Raw genomic sequence first — 12,398 nt, forward strand, 5'->3', positions numbered from 1 at the left:
TGGCTCTACCTCGCCTGCTGGCTGGACCTGGCCACCCGCGAGGTCGTCGGCTACACCATGGCCGACCACCACCGCGCCGAGCTCGTCGTCGATGCATCCCTCAAGGCCTACGCGGGAAGCGCCCCGGTCACCAGAGCCAGCGGCAAGAGCTGCAAGGTCATGAGCAGGAAGGTCAAGAACCAGAGACTGGCCGCCGTTGGCTTCGTCTGGGCCTTCAACTCTCTGACCAGGTCACCAGGAGCCAGAGCCCACTACGACCGCCGCCGAGCCGCCGGCGACCGCCACGTCGCAGCACAGCGGAACCTCTTCAACCGCTTCATGGGCATGCTCTTCCACTGCCTCCGGAATAGCCATACCTACGACGAAGCAGTCGCTTTCCCACTGGCCTCAGCCGGACTCAGAGCGACGGCGGCTTGACGCTTATCCGCGTGGGATGTCTTGTCCCCGGCAACCGCGCCGGGCCGGGTGCGAGGACGGCCCGCCGGCCTGCGGACCCGTATCTCCCTCAGCGCGGGGAGGAACTGCGGACTGTCCGCGGCCTGGCCCGCGGTCAACACCACCACGAGCGGGCGGCATTTGCGGTCGGCAGCGAGATGGACCTTGCTCGTCTGTCCACCCCGCGAGCGGCCGAGCAGGGCAGCTTTCAACAGGAGCTTGTGCCGTCGACGGACGCGCCGCCCCTCCTCCCGCTCCGGTTCTTCCGGGGTCCCGCCCGTCTTGTCCTTCCAGGCCGCCCCCTTTTGCCGGGCCTTCTCCTCCTCGGCGGCGGCCTTCTCCAGGGCGGCCAGCACGTCCGGATCGAGGTGCATCCCGGCCGCGTCGTGCTGGGCCCGGACAGTGGTGGAATCCACGCTGACCAGGGATAAGTCCACCCGGTCCCGCTTCGCCGCCTCGGCGATCAGGCCCTCCAGCAGGGCCTCGAAGACACCAGCGTCCCGCCACTGCCTGAAGCGGTTATGGACGGTCGGCCATGCACCGAACTCCTGCGGCATCTCCCGCCACTGTCCACCCGTGCTGAACCTCCAGATCACGCCCTCGAACTGCTGCCGCAGCCGGTCGGGGTACGGGCCGTACCTGCCGATCGGCAGGTACGGAGCGACGTACTCCCACTCCTCGTCCGTCAGCTGCACGCGCGTCATGCCATACGAACTACCGGACCGCCCGCGCCATGAGGGTGAATCCCGCAAATTGATCACGACTCAATTCGCGCCCTAGGGCCTGTCCGACGGGTCGGTCGTCAGCGCAATAGGGGAGGCTGACGGGCTGACCCACGATTGATCTTGGGGCATGTTGCCTGCGGGTTCGGCTGGGTCGTGGTTCAGCAGGCATTGACGCGAACGTGCACCAGCCCGGTGCCGGGTTTGTGCCGGGTGGGCCGCTTGGCGGCGCGGTCGGAGACCAAAGCGGCGATGGCGCCCCCGCACTCACCGACCGAGATCAATCGCAGGTCGGCCCGTTAGGGTCGGGGGGCATGACGAAACCCCTTGCCGGCAGTGCCTTCGACTCGCTCCGCCTCGACGCCGTGCCCGACCAGCAGGCGTTGCGCCGGGCCTACGAACTCCCCAAAGACGCGGCCATACGGAAGCAGATGACCGAACTCACCGAGCAGACCCGGCGGTTGATCGGATGCTCATCGCTGGTCCTGGTCGCCAGCGCGGACGCCGAGGGCAACTGTGACGTCTCCCCGCGCGGCGGCCCCGCCGGGTTCGTCGCCGTCCTGGACGCACGGACGGTGGCGATACCGGACGCGACCGGCAACAAGCGTCTGGACACCCTGCAGAACGTCGTCGCCACCGGACGGGCCGGGCTGCTGTTCGTCATACCGGGGCGCACCACGACCCTCAGGGTGAACGGCCGGGCCTGCGTCTCCACCCGCGCGGAGCTGCTGTCGCAGCTCACCGCTGTGGGCAAGCCGCCGGCCAGTGCGCTGGTGCTGGGGATCGAGGAGGTCTACCCGCACTGCCCCAAGTCGCTCCTGCGCAGCGCGGCCTGGAAGCCTGAGCAGTGGCTGCCGGCGGACGCCCAGCCGACCTCGGCCGAGGTGACGCTGGCCCAGCTGCGGATGCCGGAGCTGACGATCGCCGACATCGAGCAGGCGGAGGCGGATTCGCTGAAGTACCGGTACGAGTAACGGGCCGACCAGCGATTGCTGAACCACCAGCCCGCCGAACCCGCAGGCCGGCACGCCCCAAGATCAATCGCGTCGTCGTCGGCCCTGCCTCCGGCGCTCGTCCCAGCGCGACCACGTCGCCGCAACGGACACGACCACAGTGAAGCCGAAGATGAACCAGGCGGCCAGCATGGCACCTGAGTTCGGTGCCACGTAGCGCTGTTCTGTCTCTGCCATTTCCCGGCAGGGCGCCCTGCGCGATTCGCCCGTGCCGATGCGATAGTCGATGCGGGTGTCCCCACCCTGCACGATGTTGCCGTTGAAGACGAGAACTTCCTTCACGCCGCCTTGGTTCAACAGGATGATGATGAGGGCGATCGCAAAACCGACCAGGGCAGGCGACAGACATATCGCCCACTCACGCCCCCACTTCCGCGCTCGGCCGGAAGTCCGGCGTGGACGGCGCGCGTACGTCCAGTTGCGGTGTCCGAACCTCTGCTCGGCCAGGTCGTTGGCGGCTTGAAGCGCTGCGGCCTTCAGGGGACGGCCGTCGGGGAACTCGAACACGCGCCAGTAATGGGGCACTCCCTGCACGGTGTTCACATCGGGGGCGGCAACATCCAGGGTCCACGCGGCCTTGGCGAACTTTGGCTCGGTGCTGTGCCGCTGCATGTGGCGCAGGAGATCGACACGTGCTTCAGCGAACGTGGCAAAGGAATGCCCCGAGTGCCGGAGGCCGTACTGAGGTTCATCCTCCGCCCCACAGAACTGGAACCATGCCCACCCCATGGCCGCTCCTCTGGCCGATGTCAGTGCCCGAGGCAACGTAGCAGGGCAGGATCAGAGTCAGCGCAGACAAGGCGTAATACTCCGCAGAGCACCTCCGCCGACTCCGCAGCCGGAACCTCGTCGCGCGGATCGCCCGTCCCGGTGCGGCGTGGGCGGAGGCAGAGTCGCGCCGGGTCGTGATGTGAGTCATATGCACTGGACTTCAACCTAGGTTCAGGTGCCAGGCTGTTGTGCACCGAAGGTGGTCATCACGGCAGCTCAAGAACCGGCGTACCGGCGTACCGGCGTTCACGAGGAGACTTCATGTCGGACAGCCGCGCCGTACTGGTCACCGGAGAGACGCCGCACCCCCCGTCCCTCACTCGCACGGATCGAGAGCACGTCATGAACCTCACCGACCGCCGCATAGTCATCACAGGCGCCGGCCGCGACTTCGGCCGCGCCCTCGCCCACCATTTCGCCGGCCTCGGCGCCGAAGTCTTCCTTGCCGCCCGGGCCCTGGAAGCAGCCGAACGTACCCGCGCCGAACTCCTCGACCGCGGCCACGAGAAGGCCCATGCCTTCGCCTGCGACCTGACCGACCCCGCCGCGATCCGCGCCTTCGCCAAGGCGGTCGCCGAACGCACCGACCGCGTCGACGTCCTGGTCAACAACGGCGCCCGCTGGCTGGAAGGACCCGATCTGCTGTCGGCCTCCGACGAGGACGTGGCCGACACCCTCGCCTCTGGTGGCACCGGCACCATACTCGTCACCAAGAACCTGCTACCCCTGCTGCTCGCCTCCGACCGCCCCGACGTGGTCACCATGGTTTCCGTCTGCGGCGTGCCCGGCGCTCACCACCCCAGTGCCCACGAGGCGTACTACGCCGCCAAGCACGCCCAACGCGGCTTCACCGAAGCCCTTTCCCACCGCCTGCGACCTCAGGGCGTGCGCGTGATCTCCCTGTTCCCGCCGGACTTTGACAGCACCCGCGACCCTCTGTCCACCGAATGGGGCGCCACCCCGCGCGGTGCGCATGACCCTCTGGCCGCGCAGTCGGTGATCGACTGCATCACCTTCGCCATTCAGCAGCCACGCGACTGCTACATCAACGCCTTCCACTTCGAGGCCGTGAGCACTTCTGCGACTGCCACCAGCTCTTCCGGTTGAGCACGCCAAGACCGATCCCCGACGCCCTTCGTCGAGAATCGCCGAATCAGGAGCGAAGCCGGAGCCGGATGCGGCTTCGTCTGCTCACCCCGCCCCACGTCGACCGAAGCGATCCACCCCAAGGCGAGTCACGCGACCCATCGGACACGGCCCAGGGCGGGCCCGGCGCTCCCCCGGACGCCGCCGGGGCCTCTCATCTATGGTGGGCAAGAGTGCGCGTACTCATGCGCCCCATGGGCTTGAAGGGGCCCAGGAGGCGTCAACAGCCCGTAAAGTCATGGCTCGCGGAGGCGGATTTCTCGCCGCGTGTTGACGTCCGCGACGGTGAACGGGGGCCACATGTGGCTTGGGACGAGTGTGAGCAGCTCAAGGCCGATGCGGCAGGGCGCGGTTCCGGACAGATGCAGCTGAATCAGCTTCCGGCCGATGCGGGGGGGGGCGCTGCTCCGGGCGGGGCTTCGGAGGATCTGAAGTCGGACAAGAGGGCGTGGGTGAAGGCCGGCGAGGGCGTCAAGGGCCTGTGAAGGCATCGGCAAGGCGCTGACGACGTTGGAGGACGGGCAGGCGGGGCTCAGGGACGGGCCGGGGTCCAGAGTGCGGCGGCGCAGAAGGAGCAGTACGAGTCCTGGAAGAAGTACATCGGGGACGTGAACAAGCGCTGTGCGTCCCTGGGCGGGCTGTTGGAGAGTTCGGGTAACGATCTTTACCGGTCCGACGAGCTGGTCCTGGCGGATCTGAACAAGCTCAAGACGCAGTACGAGGACACCGAGGCCGTCGGCGGCCAGGCGAAGGCGAAGTGATCGACGGCTATGGATCTCGCGACGCTCAAAGCCTTCAAGCCGGAAGAGTACGAGCAGGCGGCGGACGGCTACCGGGCGGCCGGTGACATGGCCGGCGCGGCCAAGGAAGCCATCGACAACCGGGTCTGCGTAGGGCTTCGCAATGAGGTCAAGGGCGCCGCGGCGACGGCCGCCCAGGGGGAATTCAGGAGCTGTCGAAGAACTTCCACTACGCGGGGACCGAGTGCGGCCTCGTCAGCACCGCGCTGAACGGTTTCGCCTTCGACATGGCGGCGGCCAAGCGGAAGCTGGACACGGCGCTCGCGGACGCCAGACGGCAAGGCCAACAGCAAGGCCCAGCAACCCGAGACCTACGCCGAGAACAAGACCGAGCAGTTCGCCATGCACGTCAGCGCCCACAAGGACGGGGGCAACCAGACGATGCTCCAATTCAAGGTCGTCTCGGCGTGCTACCGCGCGGAATCGGCATCCGCCCTCGACGGCCAATACTGACCCCCGCACCCGCACACACGCACCGGCATCCGCAGTACACCCGGCGACCTCAGAGCGCCGTGCCGAACACCTGCGTCCACCACGGGCCGCCGGAGGCGTTGTGGATGCCCACCCCCATCTCCTTGAAGGAGCAGTTGAGGATGTTCGCGCGGTGGCCCGGGCTGTTCATCCACGAGTCCATCACCGAGGCCGGGGTCTGCTGGCCCCGCGCGATGTTCTCGCCGTACGTGCTCCACCGGTAGCCGACGTCGGTGATGCGGTCGCCCGGGTCCTCGCCGTCCGGGTTGGTGTGGTCGAAGTAGTCCCGGGCCTCCATGTCCGCCGAGTGATCGGTGGCCGCCGTTGTGAGCTTGCCGTTGGAGCTGACCGGGCCGCATCCCGCCTTCGCGCGCTCGGTATTGACGAGGGCGACGACCTGCTCTGCGGTGCCGCTCGGCGTGGCCGGCTCGGGGTCCGGCCGCTGCGGCGTGGGGGTGGGCCTGGGCTTCGGCTTGGCTGTGGTGCGGGTCGGGGTCGGCTTGGTCGTCTTGGTGACGCTCGGCGAGGGCGAGGGGGAGGCCGAGGCGGAGGGTGTCGGCGAGGGCGACGACGGCGTCGGCGGGGCCGAGGGGAGCAGGGGGGAGGCGGGGGCGAGGGCCGTGGTGGGTGGTTCCGCGTCCGTGTCGGGGCCGGTGAGGAGGTGGGCCGCTCCGCCGCCGACGACCAGCGTGACGACCGCGGCGGCCACGACCGCGGTACGACGGCGGCGGCGGGTGCGCTCCAGCCGGGCCCGGGTCCGGGCGGAGGCGGGGTGCGGGGGCGAGCCGGGTCCGGAGAGCGCGGCGGGGGCGTGGGCCGAGGCCGCGGTGGCGAAGTCCGGAGGCATGGAAGCCGTGGTGGCGAAGTCCGACATGGCGGCGAGTCCGCCGAGCGCGGCCGGAACGAGGCCGAGTCCCACCAGCAGGCCCTCGGCGGGCACCAGCCCGGCCCCGTGGCCCGCGCAGACGGTGCAGTCGCGCGCGTGGCGGGCCAGGCGCTTGCGCCAGAGGGCCGAGGGTATGCCGTCCCAGCCGGCGGCTATCGGCGCGAGAAGCACACAGCGGGGATCGGCGGACAGGGCGCGCACCACGATCCGGGCCGTCTCCAGCTGGGCCTTCATCCGCTGCACCCGCACCGCCGTGTGCTGCGGCGACAGCTCCAGCGCTGCCGCGACCTCCTCCCGCGAGAGCTCCCCGGCCGCCTCCAGCCACCACAGCGACAGCAGCGCCCGGTCGTCCTCCTCCAGCCAGCGGGTCGCCTCCGCGGTCTCGCGGCGCTGCCCCGACAGCCCGAGGCGGAGGATGGTCAGGTCCACGAAGTCCGCGCCGGGGTCGACGACGTCGTACGCGTCCGCCACGCCGCCGCCCGTCGGTATCGCGCCCGCGCGGCGCTCCCGCCAGTGGCCCCGTATCTGGTTCATCGTGATGGCGACCAGCCAGCTGCGGAAGTTCTCCGGGCCGCGCAGGGACCCCAGGCCGCCGAGGACGCGGAGCATGGTCTCCTGCACCACGTCGTCGACGTCGGCGTGCCCGTTCAGGGCGCGGCCGACGATGTTGTAGACCAGCGGCAGGTACGCCGCGACGAGCCGGTCCTGGGCCTGCTGGTCACCGGCTCGCGCCGCCGTGATCATCGCGATGTTTTCGCGTTCGCTGTTCACGTTGTGTCCCATCCCACTCAGTGCTGAGGCTGTTTGCCTTGTCTGACACTGGGGAGACGCGCCGCCTCCGCCCGGATAACAGAAATCGGATAACTGTGCACCGGGATCGCCGGGAGCACCAGCCCGAGCCGCTCCGCACGCGGTGGTGGACCGGCATGAGTACGCGCGCACGAACGGGATGAGTACGCCCCCCGATGCCCTGGGCGGCCGGCGCTGATGGGGTGGAGCACATGAACCAGGACCACGCGCCGCAGCTCTGTACCTCCCACGAGGACTGGTGGAAGGCGCCTCTCATGACGTCCCTGCCGGGCGTGCCGCTGCTCGTCTGGGAGTACAGCCTGTTCCAGGCCGACGGCTACACCAGCGGCATCGAGGTCGCGATCTTCCTGGCCATGGGCCTGCTCGTGATCGCCTGGGTCCTGCCCCACCGCCGCTCCCTGCGAGGGCTGCGCATCGCGACCGCCGTTACAGCGCTCGGATTCGCGCTTCTCCCGCTGGTGTTCGCCGTGCTGCTGGCCGCGGCGATGTCCGCGGGCTGACGGCCGTCAAAGGCTCGCTAAGTTCCCGTCAAGCTCGATTGCGCGGCTGATGCCCATGGCCGACGCGATCAGCGCCTACCAGCCGGAGTAGCCGGAAACGACAAAGCCCCAGGTCGCTGACCTGGGGCTTTGTCATGGAGTGAATGACGGGACCGTCAGTGTCCGTGGGACGTGTGGCCATCCTCTGTCGGCTCGGCGGGTGCCTTGGTCGGGTGCTCCGCCTCGGCGGGAGCCTTGGCCGGGGGCTCCTGCACGGCGGGAGCCTTGGCCGGGGGCTCCTGCACGGCGGGAGCCTGGCTCTGTTCTGCGGGGGTCTTGGTCGTGGAGCCGGTGACGTGGCTGTGGCTGTCGGAGGCGACCGTGCCGGCGAGGGCGGTCATGCCCAGCCAGACGAGGGCCGAGACGACGACGACACTGGCCGCGAACGGGCTGACGAGGTGCCGCCAGCGGCCCTTGGAATCCTTCGCGACGAACGCGACGTACGACATGAGCAGGCCGATGGGGGTCATCCAGGCGCTGCGCTCGGGGAACTGCTCGAAGTGCTGGATGCCGCCACCGACCATGCCTACGCCGAAGGACAGCAGCAGCGAGAACGTGACCAGCGAGACCGCCTGGCTCAGCACCGGCCGCTCGTCGGCCAGCACGAACTCGTTGACGACGGTGCCGAGGAGGAACACGAAGGCGCCGACGGCGCAGATGATCGCGTACAGCGACGGATTGATCGGGTAGTGGACGACGGCCCCGGCGATGAGGGCAGCGCCCATGAAGTAGAGCATCTGGCCGCTGTAGCGGGCCGGGAGCGACTTCTTGTCGAAGGCGCGGCGGCGTGGTCTCGGGGCGGGAGTCCGGTACTCGGGCTCAACAACGGTGGTCATGCTGGGTAAGGCCTTTCAGATCTTGCGGTGAGAGCAGGCGGAAGCACGCCGGCACCAGTGGTGCGGCGTGACGCTGGTGCGGCTCTCAGCAGCGCAGGATCGAAAGTTGGTGCAGGCACGGTGGGTCGCCGATGCGGCTGATCCAGCTGTGCGCGGGTGGTGCCCTGAGGCGAAGTACGTAGAGGACGCGGTTGGACGCCCCCCGTTCGAGGGCGAACGAGAGCAGGGCGGCGACGATGCACAGGAGCGCCAGGCAGGTCTCTTCGGTTCCGCCGTGGTCGTGGTGGGATTCGCCGTCCGGGCTGTTCGGTGTGCGGGCCGCGTCCCCGGGGGCGACACCGGCGTGAGGGTGCTGGGTCCCGTCCGCCGCGTAGGAGAGCGGCGACGCAGCGGTGTGGCAGCGGTGGGCTTCCTCTGTGGTCAGGGTGTGCATCGCGAACACGGCAAACACCACAGCGAAGAGCGTCGCCATCAGCAACGCTCCCGTGTGGCGGCCGCGACGGACCTTCCCTGAATTCACGCCTCAGGACAATAGACGGGCTTGGTAGCGAATATGGCAACGGAAGGTGTCCCCGCCCCTTAACAGGCGGAGTATCTCATCAGGCGGAGGATGTGATCGCGTGGCGTCACGACGCGGCCGCACCATGTTGCGCTCGAACGCCGCAAGAACATCGAGGCCTTCACCTCGACTTCGCGCCGAAGGTGAAGAAGGCTCTCGGCTGCGCCTAGGCAGTCATCTCGGCCCGCCACTCCTGTTCGATCCTCCGCATCAGCGGCGGGTACACGAGCAGGTGCCGGAACGGCGCGATCGCCGCCATGTAGGCCTTGCCGAACAGGCCGTTCGGCTTCACCAGGACGGCCAGCTGGCCCCGGTAGCCGCCGTCGCCGTCCGGGACCCACGCCAGGTGCATGACCCCGTGCACGGTCCGGTTGGCCATCTCCGACGCCCACTCGTCGTCCGTCACGTAGACGGACCTGAAGGGGAGCCGGTCGAACTCGGGACCGTACGGGCCTTCGCGCAGCGCGGCCGGCAGCCGGTCGCGCAGGGTCGGGACCCGGGAGCCGACGCCGGTGGCCGCGTCGTCCCAGCCGAGCAGTTCCCCGAGCTTCCAGCGGATCGCGAAGAGCGTGCGGGCGATCCAGGACGGGCTGTCCGACGTGTCGCCCTCGGAGGTCTGCCGGATCAGCACGGGGAAGTCGTCGCGGCCGCCCGGCGTCGGCAGCGCCCACACGTCGTAGAGCGTGAAGTCGGGCGCGATCTCGTGGATCAGCCAGGGCCGGGAGGTGTGGGCGGCGTTCGGGAGCTTCATCGTGGGCCTCCGTCCGGTCGGTGGGGTGTCACCGCTGTCCACGATCCTGGCGGGCCGGTGCGGATCCGTTCGTCCTTCCCACGAAGGAGAGCCTCCGCCGGACGGCGGAAGGAGCGATCCGTCGTCCGCATGAGGCGGTGGCGACCCGGCCGCCGTCAGGATCACGGGGCAGGCCGCGGCGCCGCCCCGCACGGGGGTGGGGGCGGCGCCGCAGGCGCGGGGACGTGAACGCCCGACATGTCGAGTCTGCGAACGGGTGGACGATCGAGAAGGAAGCGAACCACGTCTCGACGGTGTGGACGCGTCCTGTCGCCGGTACGGGGCTCACGGTCGACATCCGGATCGGTGACGTGGAGGCGATCCTCGTCCACGTGATCCGGTCCGAACGATGAGCGGGCGGGAAAGGTTGCCGACAAGCTCCGCCGCTGGGACGCGGCGCCCGGCGAAGGTGCCGGGGTGACCGTGGATGTCCTGTCGCCGGCCCGGCGCGGCCGGGCGGATCGTCCGGCCCGCGTCCAGCGGCGTTCGGCCTGACCGGCGGAGGGCGCGGGCGTGGTAGCAGTGCAGTGAAATTGGCCTGTACCTGTCAAGGGTCTAGACCATGATGGTCGCCGTGTGTGCGAGGATCCCCGCGTGGAAGCGCTGACGCCCGAAGACCCGCCCCGCATCGGCCCGTTCCGGCTGCTCGGCCGCCTCGGCACCGGGGGCATGGGCCGCGTGTACCTCGCCCGGTCCGAGGGCGGACGTACCGTCGCCGTGAAGGTCGTCCACGCGCAGCTCGCCTCGGAGAGCGCCTTCCGGCTGCGGTTCGCGCGCGAAGTCGCCGCGCTGGAACGGGTCGGGGACACGGGCACCGCTCCCGTGATCGACTCCGACACCGAGGCCGAGGCGCCGTGGGTGGCGGTCTCGTACGTACCCGGGCCGTCGTTGCGGGCCGCCGTGGACGACCTGGGCCTGCTGCCCGCCCGCTCGGTGCGCACGCTGGCGGGTGGGCTGGGGCGGGCGCTGGAGCACATCCACGCGGCCGGGATCGTGCACCGCGACCTGAAGCCGTCCAACATCCTGCTGGCCGTGGACGGGCCGCGCATCATCGACTTCGGGATCGCGCGGGCCGTGGACACGGTCACCGACGGAGGGCTCACCACCACCGGCGCGGTCGTCGGTTCGCCCGGCTTCATGTCGCCGGAGCAGGTGCGGGGCGAGCGGATCACACCGGCGTCGGACATCTTCTGCGTGGGCGCGGTGCTCGCGTACGCGGCGACGGGGCGGCAGCCGTTCGGGGCCGCCGACAGCGGCATGCACGCCGTCATGTTCCGGATCGCGCACGACGAACCGGATCTGGAGGGGCTGCCGGAGGAGCTCGGTCCGCTCGTGCGGGCCTGCCTCGCCAAGGACCCGGCCCGCCGGCCGTCGGCCGCCGATCTGGGGCGTACGGCGCCCCACGACGTGACCGCCTGGCTGCCGCCGGCACTGCTGGCCCGGCTCGGGGCGCAGGCGGCCGGGCTGCTGGACGCGGACACGCCCGCGCCCGGGGACGACGATCGGCCGCGGCCGAAGCGCCGCCGGCTGCGTACCGCGCTCGCCGCCGCCTGCGCGGTGGCGGTACTCGCCGCGGGGGGCGTGGTGGCGGCCGCGTACTGGCCGGAGAAGACCCGCACCACGGACGCGAACAGGGGCACGAACGGGGCCACGGACACGGAGCTCGTGCCGGACGTGTACCTCGGCGCCTGGGAGGGCGTACTCGAAGGCACCCAGGACATACCCAAGGCGACCGCCCGCATCGAGATCGGCCAGGGCGGCAAGGGCAGCAAGAGCGCCACGTACGTCAACGTCACCGGCGAACGGCTGTGCATGGGGCGGTCCGTGCTCGTCTCGGCGGACGAGAACAGGATCGTCTTCGGCGAGAGCGACGTGACGGCCGGTGTCCCCGAGGGCCGGTGCACACCCGCCGCGCACCAGACCCTCACCGTGCGCTCCAAAGACGTCCTGGAGTGGAAATCCGGGGCCGTCACCGCGACGTTCCGCAGGGCGAAGGCCGGGCCCGAGATCGTGCCCGCCGCGTTCCTCGGGAGCTGGAAACACGCACCGCTCACCGAAACCCCGGACGACCAACAGCAGCTGTGGAGCTACGGCCTCACCGTGAGCCAGGGCCCGGCGGGCGACTCGCTCGTCCGCTTCGAGAGGACGTATCCGAAGACCGACGACGAGACGGGCGAGTTGACCGGCGGCACGGTCCACTGCGAGGGCACCGCGATGGTCGGCGGGGCCGGAACGGTGGTCGTCGTCGGGCCCGAGGACCTGGACGAGCAGGCCTCGGACGCCGACTGCTCGGCCGACACGACGTCGCAGAGCCTGCGCATCGACACCTTCCAGGGCAAGCAGCGCCTGCTGCTGTCCGGGATGGGGCCGGACGGCGAGCCCGGGGAGTACTACCGGGAGTAGGTGCCCGCTGTGTCGGTGCCCTCCCCGGGGTTCGGGGAGGCACCTTGCCTTCATGGCCAGGGGTGATCGGGCTCGCCTTCGTGTCCACGTATCAGACTCGAGGGCCGCCCGGTCGTACTGGTAGCGCCGGTGTCAGGCCCTGCGGCGGGTGAGGGCGTAGAAGGTGATGCCGGCGAGCAGGAGGACGCCGGCGCCGATGCCGACGGGTAGTGCGAGC

12 protein-coding genes and 2 pseudogenes are annotated in these 12,398 nt (G+C 70.0%); 8 read left to right on the top strand and 6 right to left on the bottom strand.

Annotated elements, in window-relative coordinates; genetic code table 11:
• Positions 1–417, top strand: a pseudogene (locus ABT342_RS37045) (hypothetical protein); the annotation flags it as partial.
• A 20-nt stretch (positions 418–437) separates the two neighbouring features.
• On the opposite strand, the pseudogene ABT342_RS37050 reads toward ABT342_RS37045, so the two are convergent.
• Positions 438–1,139 (bottom strand): annotated as a pseudogene (locus ABT342_RS37050) (IS5 family transposase); the annotation flags it as partial.
• A 332-nt stretch (positions 1,140–1,471) separates the two neighbouring features.
• Between ABT342_RS37050 and ABT342_RS37055 the strand changes: the two are divergent.
• Positions 1,472–2,131 (top strand): MSMEG_1061 family FMN-dependent PPOX-type flavoprotein, encoded by a 660-nt coding sequence (locus ABT342_RS37055; protein WP_351583656.1) that lies wholly within the window; start codon positions 1,472–1,474, stop codon positions 2,129–2,131.
• 63 nt (positions 2,132–2,194) lie between these two features.
• Here ABT342_RS37055 and ABT342_RS37060 read toward each other — a convergent pair whose 3' ends face one another.
• A complete protein-coding gene (locus tag ABT342_RS37060; protein ID WP_351583659.1) occupies positions 2,195–2,899 on the bottom strand; it encodes a hypothetical protein in 705 nt (234 codons plus the stop codon).
• Positions 2,900–3,283: 384 nt separating this feature from the next.
• Here ABT342_RS37060 and ABT342_RS37065 point away from each other — a divergent pair, with 384 nt between their 5' ends.
• The 3 genes from ABT342_RS37065 (at position 3,284) to ABT342_RS37075 (ending at position 5,097) form a co-directional block, all read left to right on the top strand.
• On the top strand, positions 3,284–4,048 hold the full coding sequence (locus ABT342_RS37065) for an SDR family oxidoreductase (protein WP_351583686.1): 765 nt from the start codon (positions 3,284–3,286) through the stop codon (positions 4,046–4,048).
• A 647-nt stretch (positions 4,049–4,695) separates the two neighbouring features.
• A complete protein-coding gene (locus tag ABT342_RS37070; protein ID WP_351583662.1) occupies positions 4,696–4,848 on the top strand; it encodes a hypothetical protein in 153 nt (50 codons plus the stop codon).
• A 9-nt stretch (positions 4,849–4,857) separates the two neighbouring features.
• The gene (locus tag ABT342_RS37075) at positions 4,858–5,097 is read left to right on the top strand and encodes a hypothetical protein (RefSeq protein ID WP_502965681.1); all 240 of its coding nucleotides are present in this window, start codon (positions 4,858–4,860) and stop codon (positions 5,095–5,097) included.
• 292 nt (positions 5,098–5,389) lie between these two features.
• On the opposite strand, the gene ABT342_RS37080 is transcribed toward ABT342_RS37075, so the two are convergent.
• Positions 5,390–7,027 carry a sigma-70 family RNA polymerase sigma factor gene (locus ABT342_RS37080; RefSeq protein ID WP_351583665.1) on the bottom strand — a complete coding sequence of 546 codons (1,638 nt, stop codon included), beginning with the start codon at positions 7,025–7,027 and terminating at the stop codon, positions 5,390–5,392.
• 218 nt (positions 7,028–7,245) lie between these two features.
• Here ABT342_RS37080 and ABT342_RS37085 point away from each other — a divergent pair, with 218 nt between their 5' ends.
• Complete coding sequence (locus tag ABT342_RS37085; protein WP_351583668.1) at positions 7,246–7,554, top strand: hypothetical protein; 309 nt, start codon at positions 7,246–7,248, stop codon at positions 7,552–7,554.
• A 155-nt stretch (positions 7,555–7,709) separates the two neighbouring features.
• Here the strand turns inward: ABT342_RS37085 and ABT342_RS37090 are convergent, their stop codons facing one another.
• From ABT342_RS37090 to ABT342_RS37100, 3 genes are all read right to left on the bottom strand, one after another.
• Positions 7,710–8,429 carry a hypothetical protein gene (locus tag ABT342_RS37090; RefSeq protein WP_351583671.1) on the bottom strand — a complete coding sequence of 240 codons (720 nt, stop codon included), beginning with the start codon at positions 8,427–8,429 and terminating at the stop codon, positions 7,710–7,712.
• A gap of 85 nt (positions 8,430–8,514) precedes the next feature.
• Entirely contained in the window at positions 8,515–8,901 is a 387-nt protein-coding gene (locus ABT342_RS37095; protein ID WP_351583674.1) for a DUF6153 family protein, read from the bottom strand.
• A 253-nt stretch (positions 8,902–9,154) separates the two neighbouring features.
• Positions 9,155–9,739: a DUF2867 domain-containing protein gene (locus ABT342_RS37100; protein ID WP_351583677.1), complete on the bottom strand. Its 585-nt coding sequence runs from the start codon at positions 9,737–9,739 to the stop codon at positions 9,155–9,157.
• 224 nt (positions 9,740–9,963) lie between these two features.
• Between ABT342_RS37100 and ABT342_RS37105 the strand changes: the two genes are divergently transcribed.
• Together ABT342_RS37105 and ABT342_RS37110 are read left to right on the top strand one after the other, a co-directional pair.
• Positions 9,964–10,131 (top strand): hypothetical protein, encoded by a 168-nt coding sequence (locus tag ABT342_RS37105; protein WP_351583680.1) that lies wholly within the window; start codon positions 9,964–9,966, stop codon positions 10,129–10,131.
• Between the two features lie 241 nt (positions 10,132–10,372).
• Complete coding sequence (locus tag ABT342_RS37110; RefSeq protein WP_351583683.1) at positions 10,373–12,181, top strand: serine/threonine-protein kinase; 1,809 nt, start codon at positions 10,373–10,375, stop codon at positions 12,179–12,181.
• Positions 12,182–12,398: the final 217 nt, after the last annotated feature.

It is taken from the genome of Streptomyces sp. NPDC000410, from assembly GCF_040300305.1.
Lineage (GTDB): Bacteria > Actinomycetota > Actinomycetes > Streptomycetales > Streptomycetaceae > Streptomyces.